We start from the raw sequence: 16,287 nt of genomic DNA on the forward strand, positions 1-16,287 counted from the left end.
TTTTATTATATATTTTTGGGGAGGCTTCGCGTATGCGAAAAAAGGAAATTATTTTTGGATTATTAAGTTTTATTGCACTGGGAACAGTATTAGCTGGCTGCGGCAGTAGCAGTGCTAGTAGTAAGGATACATCTAAAACCTATAAGTATGGTGAAGTAACGATACCAGCTAAGGACGGTTCTATTTGTAATGCGCCAAATTATATCGCGTATGAGAAGGGGTTCTTTAAGAAAAATGGTATCAAGGCCAAACTAGTAGCGAACCCGCGGGATATCAGTGACCTAGAAGCGGGTTTTGCGAGTGGCAAATATGACGCGCAAAATGGTGATTTTCAATACTTACCTGCGATTCAAAACGGGGCGCAAATCAAAGCTGTTGGTGGAATCCACCAAGGCTGTATCAAGTTGCTGGTTCCGAAAAACTCAAGCATTAAGAGTGTTAAGGACTTAAAAGGCAAGACGATTGGGATTCCGGCTCAGGGTTCAACACCACAATACGTGACGTCCATTGCACTTCAACATGCGGGTATTGATCCGAAGACGGGAGTAACGTGGAAGGTTTACAGCACTGATTTATTGGCAAAGGCGGCTGAAAAAGGGCAGGTCGATGCAATTGGGACGGTCGATCCGTATGCTTACCAAGCACAAAAGGAATCTGGGTTTAAGACCATTATTGATAATAATAACAATAGTGGCAATGCTAAGATGGCTGCAATGGGAATGAAATCAAAGGGTGCTTGCTGTTACTTGTACGTTTCGAGCAAGTTAGTCAAAGAGAATCCAGCGAAGGCTAAGGCCATTGTCCGTTCATACAAACAAGCCGCTGCTTGGATCAATAACCATCCTGAAGAGACAGCAAAGATTGAATTAAATAAGGGGTATGTCTCCAAGACGAAGTTTATCAATGTGAAGAATGTGACCCAGATCTTGAAAGATGAACATTTTGAACTAAATCTTAAGACAGGTAAAGAAGATTTAAGTTATTATATCAAGCAATTGAAGCAAGCAGGATATTTGAAGAAGAATACGAATAACAAGCAATTGTTGAAGCAAGCTTATTGGTATCCAGATTTATCTAAGAACTAAGTTCAAGGAGGTAGAATAGTATGCAAATAACAGCAGTCCAATTGAGTCGAAAAAAAGCTGTGCAGGCAGCTAAGACAACTGGCCGTTATTGGAAGCCCTGGCACTTAACCTGGAACATTGTTAGTTTAGTCGTATTAGCAATTGCGTATTTTGAAAACCAATTGGTTGTATCACAGGAAACCGTTAATAATCAGACGTATCATTGGTTTTTAGGTGGGTACTTTGCTTATTTATTGATTGTTACGCTGATTGGCGCAGTTACAAATGGTCGAATTCGCCGGTATAATGGACATTTTGCCCAGTTGAACGTTTCGTTAGTTGGCTTGCTGATCGTGCAGGATCTTCTGACCGAAAAGTTTGCCGTTCTAGAACAGCCTTTCTTCGTGAGCTTTGCACAAATCTTGGACCAGATGCGCGAAAATGCCGGCTTGCTCTGGGCTTCGACGTTGTCATCATTAGCGCTTTGGTTGATTAGTTTTGTGATTGGGACCATTCTTGGAATCTTACTTGGTTTGGGCATGGGACGCTATCGTGAGTTTAACTACTGGGCATTCCCCTACTTGAAGGTCATCGGGATTATCCCTGCGGCTGCATGGATGCCGCTGACGATGGTCATCTTTCCGACTAGTTACATGGCCGAAGTCTTCTTGATTGCCTTCTCGGTTTGGTTTCCAGTGGCCTTCATGACGATTGGTGGCGTTCAAGGGATTAGCAAGGAATACTTCGAATCAGCAAAGACCTTAGGATTTAGTGAGTGGCAGATTATCCGCAAAATCGTCCTTCCCGGAGCGTTGCCAAGTATCTTTACTGGCGTTTATACGGCAATGGGATTGTCGTTTACAATGCTGGTAATTTCCGAGATGATTGGTGCTAAGGTCGGACTGGGCTGGTTTATCAACTGGGCAAAGGGTACCGGGAATTATACACAAGTCTATGCGGCAATTGTGATTATGGCGATTCTGTTTTCAGTGTTATTTGCGGTGTTTACCAAAATTCAAGATTACTGCCTACGTTGGCGTGATGGTGCTCACTAGAAAGGAGCTTATAAGATGGGATTACTTGCAGTTCAACATGTTAATCAGCGGCTTCAAGACAATGATGGTCATCAGATCGACGTGCTAGATGATATTGATTTCACCGTCAATCCGGGTGAGTTCGTAGCAATCATTGGGCCGTCTGGTTGTGGTAAGACCACGTTACTACGCCTGATTTCTGGATTAGACCATCCCGCTAGCGGTCAGCTAACGATCGATAATCAGCAGATTAAGCGACCAGATAATTCTCGCGGTTATGTTTTCCAACATGGCAGCCTTTTTCCATGGTCAACAATCAAGGAGAATATTAGTGTCGGCCTGAAAGTGACGCGTGGTCGGCATTATGACCACCAATTGGTCGACCATTATATTGAATTGATGGGGCTAAAAGGCTTTGAAAATGCTTATCCGCATCAGGTTTCTGGTGGGATGGCCCAACGAGCTGCCCTCGCGCGGTCAATTATCATGAACCCGCAGCTCCTACTTTTGGATGAGCCGATGGGGGCTCTTGATGCGTTTACACGTGCGGATATTCAGAATGTCATCGAACAGGTTTGGCAGCAGACACAGACGACGATGATTTTAGTTACTCATGATATCGATGAGGCAGTCTACTTGAGTGACCGAATTATTGTGATGACGCCTCGTCCTGGGAGAATCAAAGAAATTGTGACAAATCCATTACCACATCCACGGTCACGGTTGAGTGTCGATTTTGCTGAATTTCGGCATCGGATTCAAGATAAATTAAACTTTGGCGCTCATGATGGACAGGTTGCTGGGTGATGACTAAAAAATGCTTATCAAGATGATTGGCGAGATACCAGTCTTGATAAGCATTTTTGCTGTGAAAAAACAGGATCGCATGGTGGTGAGCTTGATATGGCCATCCAGGAGACTTCGTTAGTTGGACTAAGTACGAAGAAGCAGGCTTATTCGCTTACCATCGTTGTCGTACTGGCCAATAGGGTCTTAAGCGTATCAATCGCCGTAATCAATGGTTGTCCATGATTCAATGCAGCGATAGCCACGGGATTATCAGGTTGGTCATTAAGCGTGAAACCCACTGCTTTAGTCTTTGCAGGCCAATCAGTCGTGTTAGCGATTGTTGTGACGGTGAGGTGGTTAGCCGCGAACAGTTCCTGGACCGCGGGTTGCGCCACAGTGGCAATATCGGTGATGAGACCATCCACGGTTTGCCAAGTCTCTAAGTGATAACTATCAGCCATGGCGGCATGCCAAGCGGTCGTGAAAGTCGGGCCGATACCAAGAGTCTCACCAGTTGATTTCATCTCAGGACTTAAAACGACTGGTGATTGTGGCAATTTATTGAAAGAGAAGACTGGGGCCTTTATAGCAATTTGTTGTGGAGCGGGTGTCAAGAGTCCGGGGACTAGGCCAAGGGTTGCTAAACTTTGACCGAGAATTAGCCGGGTTGCCAATTGTGCCAGTGGCAAGTGAGTAACCTTGCTCATGTAAGGAACTGTTCGACTTGCCCGCGGATTAACGTCGATTACGTAGACATCATCGGTGACGACGAACTGAATGTTCATCATACCGACACAGTGGAGGTGTTGTGCTAATTTGGTGGCAATGGTGACGATCTTATCTTGAACAGCAGGGCTGAGGTGCTGTGGTGGATAGACTGTAATGGAATCGCCAGAATGAACGCCAGCACCTTCAATATGTTCCATGATTCCTGGAATGAAGCACGACGTTCCGTCGGAGAGAACGTCAACTTCACACTCGGTTCCCGCCAAGTATTGGTCCATTAAGATAGGCGCACCATGGCCAGCTGCCACCGCTGATTTAATAACTGGCGTGAGCTCATGATCGTTATGAACGATTGCCATGGCCCGGCCGCCGAGTACAAAGCTTGGCCGTACGAGTAAGGGGTAACCGATTGCGTGAGCTGCTTGACGGGCACCGGATAACTCAGTTACGGTCGTTCCAGCGGCTTGGGCAATCTTTAGTAGACGTAAACAGTCCGCAAAAGATTGCCGGTCTTCGGTCAAATCGGTAGCGGACACACTGGTTCCTAGGACGGTGACTCCTAATTTAGTGAGCTGATAGGCAAGGTTGATCGCAGTTTGGCCCCCAAATTGAACGATGACGCCCGCGGGTTGCTCCAACGCAATGATTGGCATCAAACGTTCGATTGTTAGTGGCTCGAAATAAAGCTTATCCGAGGTAGAAAAGTCGGTGGAGACCGTCTCGGGGTTGTTATTGACGATGATTGCATGGTAGCCAGCTTGTTGAATGGCCTTGACACAGTGAACGGTGGTGTAGTCGAATTCGATGCCTTGTCCGATTCGAATGGGGCCTGATCCGAGTACTAAAATACTGTGTCCTAGTGGGTGACTCTCGTTAGTTTGTCCAAAAGCAGTGCTGTAAAAATATGGTGTAACACTGGCAAATTCACCAGCACACGTATCGACCATTTTATAAACGAAGGGTAAATCAGCAGTCATGGCAGCAATGGTCGCTACCGAAGTTTGGGCATAATGCGCCATGGTCGCCAGACTCACACCGTACTTTTTCGCCGATAAGAGGTGTTGGGACGTCGGCACTTGCTTGATATTCCGGATGAGTTGGGCGATGTGCTGTAACTTACTCAAGAAAAATGGCGTGATTTGCGTTAGCGTCGCTAATTTTGCTAACGGCCAACCCGCTTGCAGCGCCGCCAATAGATAGAAGAGCCGCTGATCTGTCGGGTGGGTCAATTGGTCGATATATTCAGTCGTGGTGACGTGGTGGTCAGGGGTCAAGGACGCTTGGGTCTTGGGATCGATTTCAAGCGAAGCAATCGCCTTGAGCGTGGCTTCCTCCAAGGTTGACCCAATCGCCATGACCTCCCCCGTGGCTTTCATCTGTGTTCCCAAGTGAGCGTCGGCCGTTGGAAACTTGTCAAACGCAAACCGGGGGATTTTGGCAACCACATAGTCTAAAGCTGGTTCAAAGGCCGCGTAGGTTGTCTGCGTGACTGGATTCTTGATCTCAGATAAATTTAGACCAATTGCGATATCGGCTGCAATTTTGGCAATTGGATATCCCGTCGCTTTAGAAGCTAGCGCCGATGAACGACTGACCCGCGGGTTCACTTCGATGACGTAGTACTGACGACTATTCGGATCTTGAGCGAGTTGAACGTTGCACCCACCTCTAATGTCGAGGGCTTCCACAATCGTCAAAGCCGCCGTTCGTAGCTGCTGATATTCAGTGTCAGTCAAAGTCTGAACGGGGGCATACACGATAGAATCGCCAGTGTGAATACCGACCGGATCGAAGTTTTCCATGGAACAGACGATGATCTTGGTACCCTGATTATCACGCATGACTTCGAATTCAATTTCTTTGAAGCCGGCGATACTTTGTTCAATCAAGCACTCGGTGACGGGGGACATGGTCAACCCCCGCTGTAACGTTTGGGTCAATTCGGCGGCATTATTGGCAATGCCGCCACCTGAACCCCCGAGTGTAAAGGCTGGACGAACAATGACCGGATAACCGATTTTTTCAGCAAACGACAATGCACTGGTCACGTGGTGAACAGTGGTACTTGCTGGAATCGGTTGATGGAGCCGCTTCATAAGTGTTTTAAATGCTGCCCGGTCTTCAGCTTGATTGATGGTGGCTAGGGAAGTCCCTAGCAGTTGGATCTTCAACTCATTAAGAACGCCAGCCTGATCTAACGCCATCGCTAGGTTCAATCCGGTTTGTCCACCAAGTGTCGGGAGCAAAGCATCAGGGTGGGCGGCCCGCAGAATTTTAGTGACACTGGTCAAAGTCAGAGGTTCTAAGTAGACTTCGTCGGCGGTGGCCGTGTCAGTCATGATGGTTGCTGGGTTTGAATTGATCAAAATGACATGATAGCCGGCCGCTTTAAGGCTTAGACAAGCCTGAGTACCGGCATAGTCGAACTCAGCGGCTTGACCGATTTTGATTGGACCAGAACCGATGACAGCAATCGAATGAATGGCATTGTTTTTAGGCATTAACAACCGCCTCCTTTTGAATTGTTAGTAAGAAATCATCGAAAAATTGCCCAGCTTCCTGGGGCCCCGGGTGTGCTTCGGGATGGAATTGCACCGACATTACGGCCTGGTGCGGTAGGCGCAAGCCTTCGATGCTGCCGTCATTTAATTCAGTGTGCGTGACGATCAGCGGGGTGCCCTTGATCGATGCCGGATCGACGGCGTAATCATGATTTTGCGAAGTCATGATAATACGACCGTCAGCGCAGGCTTGTACCGGATGGTTTAGCCCGTGGTGACCAAAGGAAAGCTGGTAAGTCCGAGCACCATAGGCGAGTGCAATCAACTGATGACCAAGGCAAATGCCAGCCAGCGGATAACGTTGTGCGAGTTGGCGAATGGTCGCTAAGTAAGTGTGATAGTCAGTCGGATCACCGGGACCGTTGGATAACAAAATTCCGTCAGGGTGATACGCGGCCACGGCCTTGAGACTAGCTGTAGGTGGAAGGACAACAACGTCCGCGCCCCGGGCTTGCAATTCAGCGGTGATAGCTGCTTTTTCACCAAAGTTGAGAATCGCGACGCGTGGACGGATGGTGGTCGTCGCTACTGGGAGGGGGGTAGCCGTTAGTACTTGGGGTGCGAATGTGGCGAGTTGCGCTTCAAAATCAGTGATGGGATGATTGCTCAAGATTGCCATCTGGGCTCCCGTTTGGCGAATGTGAATCGTTAGGTCACGAGTATCGACGCCTTCAATGCCGGCTACATGGTGGATTGTCAGAAAACTTGCCAGTGATTGGCGACTAGTATAGTGATCATTAAAAGTGGCCAGCTCGTGAACGATGATGGCTTGTGCGCCAATCGTTGGTGCCTGGGCCACGGTCGGATCGATACCATAATTACCAATTAATGGGTAAGTGAAGGCAATCATTTGATTTAGGTAGGATGGATCAGTCAATGTTTCCTGATAACCCGTCATTCCCGTATTGAAGACGATGCGCCCCGCAGCCTCTAGCTGGCAATCCCCAATTGCCGTTCCAATCCACTGTGTGCCATCTGCTAAAGTTAAGTATTTGTTCATCCCAATCGCACCCTTTCTGATAATTTGGTTAAAATTTCATTTTGGTTAATGGGATAAGTAAACATCATTTTATTGTGGATGTCAATTAAAAATACATGTTAAATGCATAAAACACTGAATAAAGCTAAAAATATGCAATCAATAGAATAAAAATGAATATTTTTTCAATAAAGCTTGCAATTTAAAAGCGATGAGAATATAGTGTGAATCATACTTTCTGCATGAACATGCAGCTAATACACTATTTTTGAATATTTGAGGTGATTATATGCAAGTCGCGCTAGTTGGCGTTACGGGGTACAGTGGCATGGTGTTGTACCGGCTCTTGAAACAACATCCCGAGATCGATCGCATCCAATTATACGGGCACGTGGGAGCAACTACGGTGGCATTAAAGACGGTGGCAGCCATGTACCAGAAAGAAACGGCGGTTATTCGACCATTCGATGCGACGGCAATCATGCGCGATAACGCGATTGTGTTCTTTGCGACATCAGCGGGTATCACGCGACAATTGGCATTACCATTCATCGCTGCTCATTTTCCAGTCATCGATTTATCTGGTGACTTCCGCTTGCATGATCCAGAGCAATATCAGCGGTGGTACCAACGTGATCCAGCAGCGGCGACCGCTTTGGCGCAGGCGAGCTACGGCTTAGCTGATATGCCGGCGCCGTTGTCCACCTACATTGCGAATCCCGGCTGCTATGCGACTGCTACGTTATTAGGACTAGCGCCACTTGCTCAGCAGCAGTTGGTCGAACCGACTTCGATTGTTGTGGATGCTAAGTCCGGCTTATCTGGTGCTGGCAAACGAGCGACAGCTGCGAGTCATTACGTCGCTGTGAATGATAATTTGAGTTTATATAAGTTGAATCAACATCAACATATCCCTGAAATGATGCAACAGTTACAGCAGTGGTGGTCCGCGATTTCTGCGATTGAATTTACTACCACTTTGATTCCAGTAACGCGTGGGATTATGACGACGATTTATGCCAAAGCGAAGTCAGCATTGACAACGACGCAGGTCCGCGCTGCTTTTACCGCGACCTATCATGAGCAGCCGTTCGTGCAAGTGCTACCAACGGGGATGCCGACGCTCAAGGACGTTGTTGGGTCTAATAACTGTGCGTTAGGCGTTGATTATAATCCGGTCACGAACACCATCGTGGTTGTGAGCGTCATTGACAATTTGATGAAAGGTGCTGCGGGGCAGGCCGTTCAGAATTTTAATCGCTATTTTGATTTCGCGGTTACGGCCGGATTACCGACGTTACCTGTATTTCCCTGATAAGGTGCAATAAGAGAGGAAGTTATGCAGATGCAAGTTTTAACGAATACGAAGTTTGAAACGGTTGCCTTTCAGTGGCCGGCAGGTTTTTACAGTGATGGCATTCATATTGGTCTTCGTCGTCATAAAAAAGATTTTGGTTGGCTATTTTCAAAAGTGCCTGCCAGTGCGGCTGGAACTTATACGACGAATCAGTTTCAGGCAGCACCAACTAAGTTAACTAAACAGATAATCGACCAGGGCCACCAATTACAGGGACTGCTGCTGAATAGTGCAATCGCCAATTCTTGTACTGGCGAGCAGGGGTGGCAGAATGCGCTGCAAGAACAAGCCTGGTTAGCGAATAAACTAAACGTGGCGCCGAACTTGATTGGCGTTGCTTCGACTGGGCTGATTGGTGCTCAGTTACCCATGGATAAAATCAAAAACGGCTTGCCGCAATTGACACCAACGAAGAGTGACGCGGTGACCTACGCCGTGTTAACGACAGACCAGCATCCAAAAACCGTCTGTGTGCAGTGTGAACTCAGCGGCCAGTTAGTTACCTTGACCGGTTTTGCCAAAGGTTCTGGAATGATTCATCCCAAGATGGCAACCATGCTTGGTTTTGTCACCACCGATGCCCAAATAGACGGGCCAGTTTTACAGGACATGCTAAGTACTAACGTTGATCAGACATTCAATCAAATTACTGTTGACGGTGACACGTCTACTAATGACATGGTGGTCACGTTGGCGAATGGTCTGGCAGATAATCCGAGTTTACAAGCGGGTACCACCGACTATGATATTTTTAATCAGGCGTTGCACTATGTCTTAGGCCAACTTGCCAAGCAAATTGCTGCTGACGGTGAGGGTGCGACCAAGTTAGTCGAATGTAATGTGGTCCACGCCGCTACAACGTTTGACGGTCAGCAAATCGCCAAAGCAATTGTTGGCTCTAACCTCGTTAAGGCGGCCGTTTTCGGTGAAGACCCGAATTGGGGGCGAATCATTAGCACGATTGGCGCCACTGATGCAGACATCGATGTGGCGACGGTCGATATTGAAATGAACGGCGTTTTACTTGTTCAACAAAGTCTGGCCGTTGACTTTGATATGGCAGCGGTGCAGGCGACCTTACGTGATAACCAGATTATGATCGATGTTGATTTACATCACGGTACAGCAAGTGGTCAGGCTTGGGGTTGTGACTTGACTTACAATTACGTCAAAATTAACGCGAGCTATCATACTTAAACGGAGGTGGTGAAAATGACAAAATTAATTGTAATTAAGATTGGGGGCCAGGCGATTAGCCAATTGAGCACCACTTTCTTTGACCAAATCGCACAGTGGTACCAACAGCATTATCAGATTCTGATCGTACACGGTGGGGGGCCAATGATCAATCGACTGACGACTCAGCTTGCTTTGCCCGTGCATAAGGTGAACGGGTTGCGGGTGACGGATGCGGCGACCTTAGTGCTCACCAAGTTGGCCCTGCTAGGAGATGCGCAACCAGCCTTACTTGCAAAATTAACGCAACATCACCTACCTGTGTTGGGGCTCAATGCGGCGGATAATCAGTTACTAACTGGTGAATTGATTGATTATCGACAGCTAGGGTATGTCGGCCGGCTCACCGCTGTCAATCAAGTGCAATTAATGCAATTGTTGGCTCATCATATCGGTATTTTGGCCCCTTTAGCCTTAACCGAGACGGGACAATGGCTCAATGTCAATGCGGATATGGCAGCGACCGTGCTAGCCCAACAACTACATGCTGAAAAATTGGTTTTGCTAACCGATGTCCCGGGAATTATACATCACGGTAATGTGATGACATCACTATCGCCACAACAAGCTCAGCAATTGATTCGAACAGCTGTGATCACCGCGGGAATGCAACCCAAAGTTCAAGCTGCAATTGCCGCGATTCAGACGGGAGTCAAGCAGGCTATTATTACGAATGCAATCGATCAACCAGGAACCGCAATTATTCAGGAGGTGGCCGTATGACCATGCAACACGTGTTTCCAACCTATCAACGTTTTCCATTTGCCATTACGGATGGTCAGGGCGTTCATCTGACTGATAATCATGGCAAGACGTATTTAGATTTTACGGCGGGAATCGGGGTCTGCAACTTTGGGTATCACCAACCACAAATTCAGGCGGCCGTCACCCAGCAGTTGACGCATATCTGGCATACGTCGAATTTATACGAAAATGAATTACAAGATGCCGTTGCCGGCCTGTTAGCGAATGGTGAAGAGCGACTCGTATACTTTGCAAATTCCGGAACCGAAGCTAATGAAGCTGCATTAAAACTCGCACGGAAGTACACAGGTAAAACCGGCATCTTAGCTTTTCAGCATTCATTTCACGGTCGAACCTATGGCGCTATGTCGATGACGGGCAATCCTCATATTCAGGCTGGCTATGCGCCATTAGTGCCTGGCATCACGTTTGCAACCTATAATGACGACGCGGCTTTGGACAAAATCACACCAGAGTTGGCGGCCGTTATTTTAGAAGTCGTTCAAGGTGAAGGCGGCGTCTTTGCGGGACAAACAGCTTGGTTACAAGCGGTTAATGCGAAATGCCAAGCAACGGGTGTTTTGTTGATTATTGATGAGGTGCAGACGGGAATCGGTCGGACTGGTTACCGGATGGCCTATGAAGGTTACGGCCTGGATCCTGATATCTACACGGTCGCCAAGGGCTTAGCGAATGGCTTGCCAGTGGGGGCAATGGTTGGTCGGCGGCAATTAGCCACTGCCTTTGGTCCGGGCAGCCATGGCTCGACGTTCGCCGGTAATGCTGTTGCTATGGCGGCGGCAAAACGTGTCTTGACCCAATTAACACCGGCGCTGTTAACGACGGTTCGAGCCCATGCCAAACTTGTCTGGCAATCCCTAGCGACTCAAGTCGAACCGATACCGGTAGTGAAACAAATCACGGGGAAGGGCCTAATGATTGGAATCCACTTAGATGAACAAATCCCGGTTAATCAAGTCATCACCCGGCTACAAGTAGAAGGCTTATTGACGTTATCAGCTGGCGATAATACGTTACGTTTGTTACCCCCAATTGTGATGCAACCGGCCGATTTATTAGCTGGGATTGCCTTGATTGCAAAGGTACTGACAACTTTGACAACGGAGGTCACGACGAATGAATAATCAATTTGAAGGTCGGTCATTCTTGAAGGAAATCGACTATACACCAACAGAATTAGCTTACTTAATTGACTTTGCTAGTCACTTGAAGACCCTTAAAGCACACCATATCCCACACCCTTATTTACAAGGAAAAAATATTGCGTTGCTGTTTGAAAAAATGTCGACACGGACACGTTCTGCGTTTACTGTGGCGGCTAATGATCTGGGCGCGAATCCAGAGTTTTTGGGTAAGGACGACATCCAATTCGGGACGAAGGAGTCAGTTGTTGATACGGCGAAAGTACTGGGGTCCATGTATGATGGTATTGAATTTCGGGGCTTTAAACAAAGCACGGTCGAAGACTTAGCGACCTATAGTGGTGTACCAGTCTGGAACGGATTGACCGATGAGTGGCACCCGACGCAGATTTTAGCGGATTTTTTAACATTAAAGGAACATTTTGGTCATTTAAAAGGGTTGACGTTAGCGTACGTTGGTGATGGTCGCAATAATATGGCTAATAGTTTACTTGTGGCGGGAGCGATGCTCGGCATCAATATCGCTATCGGGGCCCCGGTAGCGTTACAGCCAGCCCCAGCAGTGGTCGCGTTGGCCCAACAGTATGCGCAGGCAGCTGGGAGCACGGTCGTGATTACGGCTGATCCGCAACAAGCCGTTACTCAGGCTGATGCGCTTTATACGGATGTCTGGGTCTCAATGGGCGAGCAGGTCGACTATGGTGAGCGGATCAAGCAACTATTGCCGTTTCAAATTAATACTGCGTTACTCGCAGCTACTGGCAAGTCATCGACGATTGTCATGCATTGCTTACCAGCACTACACGATCTAAAGACGCAGCTGGGAGCCAAATTAGGCGAACAGTACGGAATGACGGCGTTTGAAATTACGGATGATGTCTTCCAGAGTAAGCAGGCGGTCGTCTTTGAAGAGGCCGGCAACCGGATGCCAGCAATTAAGGCGGTAATGGCGGCTACATTAGGTAACTTATTTATTCCTACCAGCATTTTCAATTAGCAAGCTTGCGGGAACTACTAGAGCGTGCTACGATTATATTCGCTTTGTTTCAATCAATACGTGGTTCGTAACCATCCCACGTTAAAAAAACTAGGAGGAATTAAGCGAATGACACAATCAAAAATTCGACCATGGATTATCAACGCCCTAGTCGCTGCAATGTATGTTGTACTATGCCTAGGCCCCGCAGCTTTTAGCTTAGCATCGGGCGCAATTCAATTCCGCGTTTCTGAAGGGTTGAACCACTTAGCCGTGTTCAATCGCAAGTATATTTGGGGAATTGTTGCTGGCGTTATTTTGTTTGACGCTTTTGGTCCCGGTGCGAGTCTCTTCAACGTTCTCTTTGGTGGCGGCCAATCATTATTAGCCCTGCTGGTATTGACGTGGTTGGCCCCTAAATTGAAGACGGTTTGGCAACGGATGTTACTGAATATCGCGCTATTCACCGTTTCGATGTTTATGATCGCACTGATGATTACCATGATGAGTAGCGGCGTCGCTTTCTGGCCGACGTATCTAACAACTGCTTTATCAGAGTTGATTATCATGAGTATCACCGCGCCAATTATGTACAGCTTGGATCGGGTCTTGCACTTTAGTGACCGGATTCAGTAGGGTGTGATTTTTACAAATCAGACTAAAAACCGTTATTTCGATGAAGGATGAGTCATTGAAATAATGGTTTTTTTGTCGAGTCATTACGATGTCAGTTGAACAAAATAATCTAATCGACTCATAGTGAAGTTGGCGATGAGAGTTCATTATGGGCAGATATAGTGCATAATGACTGGTGTTCATTTCAGAACCCAGACAATTATTTGAAGTAAGCACGCGTATAATCGTTTTCGCCAACCGCATGATAGCTGACACCATTTAAATTAGAATTTACAAGGTGACTTTCAGTCATGTTGTAAAGCGGTACGACTGCTGCTGTTTGGTTGAGACGTTTGGCGGCAGTTCTCATATTTTGCCAGTATGATTGTGTGTTAGTTGCGTTCTGGTTGTGTGCAGCGGTGATTTGTTGATTGAAAACAGTGTCATCATAGTGCCCGTAGTTTTGCGGATTGTTCTTTGTCAGAATGTCGAAAAAGGAAATCGGGTCCGCGTAGTCTGCTAGCCAGAGTGTATAAGTCAAATCGTAATTTCCGTTAGTAACTGCTTCGCCGGAGGCCTTTGAAGGTATCGCTGAAACTGACATTTTGGCATGTTTCAGGTTTTGTGCTACAGCGGCTTGAACAAACTGGTCAATATTCTTAGCGACCGTCGTGTCATCACTAACTAGCTTTAATGTTACAGAAGAACGGTCAAGTTGCTTGAGACCCTTATTCCATAATACTTGTGCTTTAGCAACATTGTGTCGGTAGGTGCTTTGAGTTTCAGTACCAAAATCCTTGCCCGTAGTGGGATCGGTGGTTAAACCTGGTGTGACATAATTGTAAGCAGGTGTTGAACCATCACTCAAAATATTTTTGGTGAGTGTTTTTTTATTAAGCACAAGATTCAAGGCTTGACGTAAATATTGATTGTTTAAAGCCCGATTTTTTTGCATGTTGAGACGTAAATAATAAGTGCCAGCTTTACTGACGTGTTTTAGATGCGAGTCATTTTGAACACCCTGCGCGGTGACGCCGGTGACAGTAGCGTCATCTAATTTATTTTGTGAGAAGAGATTATGGGCAGTTGTGGAGTCTTTGACAACTTGCATTGTTATTTTATTTAACTTGATGTCACTTTTATCGTAATAGTATGTATTTTTTAACAAATTCCAAGAATCATTAGTCCCGTTCCAACCTTTAACGGCGAACGGGCCATTGTAGGCCATTTTTGTACTAGTAGTTCCGTAATCTTTCCCGTATTTGGACACCACTTGATGATCCTGGGGAAAGAAAGCGGGCATGGTGAGCATCTTACTCAAGTATGGCATGGCGTGGCTGAGCGTAACTTTTAAAGTGTGCTTATTCACTGCAGTAACGCCCAATGATTTAACAGATTTATGTCCGGCTGAAATTTGAGCAGCGTTTTTGATACCTTCGTATATGTAACTATAACCAGAGGTAGAAGTGGCACTGACAGAGCGTTGCCAAGCTGTTACGAAATCTTTGGCAGTGACGGTGTGACCATTACTCCACTTTGCATTTCGTCGTAAGTGAAAGGTGTAGGTTTTGCCATGATTTGTTGGTTTAACGACTTTAGTGGCCATTGCACCGACCACTTTATTCTGAGCGTTCATGCGATAGAGGCCTTCCATGGATTGTTGTAAGACGTTCCATTGTGTAAGTGTGGCTGTATTTGAGGTATCCAATGAGGTTAATTCACTATCCTGCATCAAATGCAGGGTTTTCCTGGTGGTTGTGACATTGGCATGTGCTTGCCCACAAGCGGTTAGACTACTTAGTACTAGTAAAAGGCAACTAATAGTTGTCAATTTTTTCATCAACATTAGCGTTCCTCCTCAATTAATATGCTGTAAATTGATTGGTTTCGACATCGGTGAGATAGCGTCTCAAGCTATGGAAGAAAGCGGTGGGATTATCTACACTATGACAATGACCACCATCTGGCGTTAAAGTTAACCGTGCCTTTGGAAGAGTTCGCTGCATACGCCGGGCAACTGATAGCGGCATCGTGTCGTATTCCCCAAAAGTGAGTAAAGTAGGTGTCATGATTTTATGGAGGTTTGCACGTTGATCCCAGCCATTTAATGCCCCAACCATCACGAATTCGTTATTGCCCTGAAAATAATTATAAACAGGGGTAGCTAGTGTTGAGACTAATTGACGAGGCGCATTTTCCGGATGACGACAAACGAAGTGCCGGTTGAGAGTCGTGACAAGGCTTTTGTATTCTGGATCATCAAAGGCCTCCGCGTTTTCAATATCTTGCATATAGCTAACTTGGCTCGCTATTAACGTTTGTTCGCGCAATTTATTGACGTGTGGTGTGTATTCAGCGATGTTATCAATCATACTCATGATAATTAAGCCTTTGAGGTGCTGACCATATTTCAGAGCATATTCTTGAGCCAATAAGCCCCCCCACGAGTGACCAAGTAAGTAAAAGTCTTCGAGTCCGAGCTGCTGGCGGACTTCTTCTAATTCAGACAAATAATAATCCAAAGACAAGAACTGTTGATTTTCAGGCCTTGAAAAGTCAGGTTGATCTGAGTAAAAGGAGCCTAATTGATCATACATGCTGATTTGAAAATTTTCTTCACCTAGCTCAGTGGCAAAGTTTTCAAATTCAGTATGATTACTACCAGGGCCACCGTGAACGCATAATACTTTGACTGGCCCGTGACCAACTGTCCGAGTAAATAAATGAAAACCATTTTTTAGCTGTATTAAATGAGTTCCTGTTAACATAGAAATTCCTCCTTCGATTAGACAATAAAAACGCCCTATACCAATCAAGTAGTTGATTGATATAGGGCGTTTCCGCGGTACCACCTATTATTTGCCAGTAAACTGGCCTCACTTCACGCACGGTAAGTTAAGTGACGATGCGCTAGCATGATAATGGATGCTGCCATTAAGTACTCACAAATAATGATCGCACTTACCGTGATTAGGGGATTTTCACAAGATAGCAATATGAATTCCTTTCACCAACCGGAACCTCTCTGAACAATTGCTTAAGT

The 16,287-nt window shown here is 46.4% G+C and carries 13 protein-coding genes and 1 riboswitch; of the genes, 9 read left to right on the plus strand and 4 right to left on the minus strand.

Annotated features, from left to right (window positions below; genetic code table 11):
* Positions 1-32: 32 nt before the first annotated feature.
* The 3 genes from MZO41_RS07010 to MZO41_RS07020 are packed head-to-tail and all read left to right on the plus strand — an operon-like array spanning position 33 to position 2,905.
* A complete protein-coding gene (locus MZO41_RS07010; RefSeq protein ID WP_003642064.1) occupies positions 33-1,085 on the plus strand; it encodes an ABC transporter substrate-binding protein in 1,053 nt (350 codons plus the stop codon).
* A 20-nt stretch (positions 1,086-1,105) separates the two neighbouring features.
* The gene (locus MZO41_RS07015; RefSeq protein WP_013355197.1) at positions 1,106-2,119 is read left to right on the plus strand and encodes an ABC transporter permease; all 1,014 of its coding nucleotides are present in this window, start codon (positions 1,106-1,108) and stop codon (positions 2,117-2,119) included.
* A gap of 15 nt (positions 2,120-2,134) precedes the next feature.
* On the plus strand, positions 2,135-2,905 hold the full coding sequence (locus MZO41_RS07020; RefSeq protein ID WP_003642066.1) for an ABC transporter ATP-binding protein: 771 nt from the start codon (positions 2,135-2,137) through the stop codon (positions 2,903-2,905).
* A gap of 146 nt (positions 2,906-3,051) precedes the next feature.
* On the opposite strand, the gene carB is transcribed toward MZO41_RS07020, so the two are convergent.
* Entirely contained in the window at positions 3,052-6,114 is a 3,063-nt protein-coding gene (gene carB / locus MZO41_RS07025; protein ID WP_013355198.1) for a carbamoyl-phosphate synthase large subunit, read from the minus strand.
* Positions 6,107-7,174 (minus strand): carbamoyl phosphate synthase small subunit, encoded by a 1,068-nt coding sequence (locus MZO41_RS07030; RefSeq protein WP_013355199.1) that lies wholly within the window; start codon positions 7,172-7,174, stop codon positions 6,107-6,109. Before MZO41_RS07030 ends, carB begins: the two co-directional genes overlap by 8 nt.
* Positions 7,175-7,442: 268 nt before the next feature.
* On the opposite strand from MZO41_RS07030, the gene argC reads away from it, so the two are divergent.
* The 6 genes from argC (at position 7,443) to MZO41_RS07060 (ending at position 13,265) form a co-directional block, all read left to right on the plus strand.
* Positions 7,443-8,468: an N-acetyl-gamma-glutamyl-phosphate reductase gene (gene argC, locus MZO41_RS07035; protein WP_013355200.1), complete on the plus strand. Its 1,026-nt coding sequence runs from the start codon at positions 7,443-7,445 to the stop codon at positions 8,466-8,468.
* Between the two features lie 30 nt (positions 8,469-8,498).
* Positions 8,499-9,707 carry a bifunctional glutamate N-acetyltransferase/amino-acid acetyltransferase ArgJ gene (gene argJ / locus MZO41_RS07040; protein ID WP_022638509.1) on the plus strand — a complete coding sequence of 403 codons (1,209 nt, stop codon included), beginning with the start codon at positions 8,499-8,501 and terminating at the stop codon, positions 9,705-9,707.
* A gap of 15 nt (positions 9,708-9,722) precedes the next feature.
* Positions 9,723-10,469, plus strand: a complete 747-nt coding sequence (gene argB / locus MZO41_RS07045; protein WP_003642071.1) for an acetylglutamate kinase — start codon at positions 9,723-9,725, stop codon at positions 10,467-10,469.
* Positions 10,466-11,635, plus strand: coding sequence for an acetylornithine transaminase (argD, locus tag MZO41_RS07050; RefSeq protein ID WP_013355202.1), 1,170 nt, complete (start codon positions 10,466-10,468; stop codon positions 11,633-11,635). The genes argB and argD overlap by 4 nt, the downstream gene beginning before the upstream one ends.
* Positions 11,628-12,650 (plus strand): ornithine carbamoyltransferase, encoded by a 1,023-nt coding sequence (gene argF / locus MZO41_RS07055; protein ID WP_013355203.1) that lies wholly within the window; start codon positions 11,628-11,630, stop codon positions 12,648-12,650. Before argD ends, argF begins: the two co-directional genes overlap by 8 nt.
* 54 nt (positions 12,651-12,704) lie before the next feature.
* Positions 12,705-12,750: riboswitch (PreQ1 riboswitch) on the plus strand.
* Positions 12,751-12,758: 8 nt separating this feature from the next.
* Positions 12,759-13,265, plus strand: a complete 507-nt coding sequence (locus MZO41_RS07060) for a QueT transporter family protein (RefSeq protein WP_013355204.1) — start codon at positions 12,759-12,761, stop codon at positions 13,263-13,265.
* Between the two features lie 199 nt (positions 13,266-13,464).
* Here the strand turns inward: MZO41_RS07060 and MZO41_RS07065 are convergent, their stop codons facing one another.
* Together MZO41_RS07065 and MZO41_RS07070 are read right to left on the minus strand one after the other, a co-directional pair.
* On the minus strand, positions 13,465-15,090 hold the full coding sequence (locus MZO41_RS07065) for a peptide ABC transporter substrate-binding protein (protein WP_013355205.1): 1,626 nt from the start codon (positions 15,088-15,090) through the stop codon (positions 13,465-13,467).
* A gap of 16 nt (positions 15,091-15,106) precedes the next feature.
* A complete protein-coding gene (locus tag MZO41_RS07070; protein WP_013355206.1) occupies positions 15,107-16,012 on the minus strand; it encodes a proline iminopeptidase-family hydrolase in 906 nt (301 codons plus the stop codon).
* Between the last annotated feature and the right edge of the window lie 275 nt (positions 16,013-16,287).

The sequence above is a fragment of the Lactiplantibacillus sp. C232 genome, from assembly GCF_023806725.1.
GTDB lineage: Bacteria > Bacillota > Bacilli > Lactobacillales > Lactobacillaceae > Lactiplantibacillus > Lactiplantibacillus plantarum.

Excerpts from the sequence above, each read along its gene's own strand:
- MZO41_RS07070 (WP_013355206.1), bottom strand. The coding sequence starts at position 16,012 with ATGTTAACAGGAACTCATTTAATACAGCTAAAAAATGGTTTTCATTTA.
- MZO41_RS07065 (WP_013355205.1), bottom strand. The coding sequence starts at position 15,090 with ATGTTGATGAAAAAATTGACAACTATTAGTTGCCTTTTACTAGTACTA.
- MZO41_RS07030 (WP_013355199.1), bottom strand. The coding sequence starts at position 7,174 with ATGAACAAATACTTAACTTTAGCAGATGGCACACAGTGGATTGGAACG.
- carB (WP_013355198.1), bottom strand. The coding sequence starts at position 6,114 with ATGCCTAAAAACAATGCCATTCATTCGATTGCTGTCATCGGTTCTGGT.
- argF (WP_013355203.1), top strand. The coding sequence starts at position 11,628 with ATGAATAATCAATTTGAAGGTCGGTCATTCTTGAAGGAAATCGACTAT.
- MZO41_RS07060 (WP_013355204.1), top strand. The coding sequence starts at position 12,759 with ATGACACAATCAAAAATTCGACCATGGATTATCAACGCCCTAGTCGCT.
- argJ (WP_022638509.1), top strand. The coding sequence starts at position 8,499 with ATGCAAGTTTTAACGAATACGAAGTTTGAAACGGTTGCCTTTCAGTGG.
- argC (WP_013355200.1), top strand. The coding sequence starts at position 7,443 with ATGCAAGTCGCGCTAGTTGGCGTTACGGGGTACAGTGGCATGGTGTTG.
- argB (WP_003642071.1), top strand. The coding sequence starts at position 9,723 with ATGACAAAATTAATTGTAATTAAGATTGGGGGCCAGGCGATTAGCCAA.
- MZO41_RS07020 (WP_003642066.1), top strand. The coding sequence starts at position 2,135 with ATGGGATTACTTGCAGTTCAACATGTTAATCAGCGGCTTCAAGACAAT.
- argD (WP_013355202.1), top strand. The coding sequence starts at position 10,466 with ATGACCATGCAACACGTGTTTCCAACCTATCAACGTTTTCCATTTGCC.
- MZO41_RS07015 (WP_013355197.1), top strand. The coding sequence starts at position 1,106 with ATGCAAATAACAGCAGTCCAATTGAGTCGAAAAAAAGCTGTGCAGGCA.
- MZO41_RS07010 (WP_003642064.1), top strand. The coding sequence starts at position 33 with ATGCGAAAAAAGGAAATTATTTTTGGATTATTAAGTTTTATTGCACTG.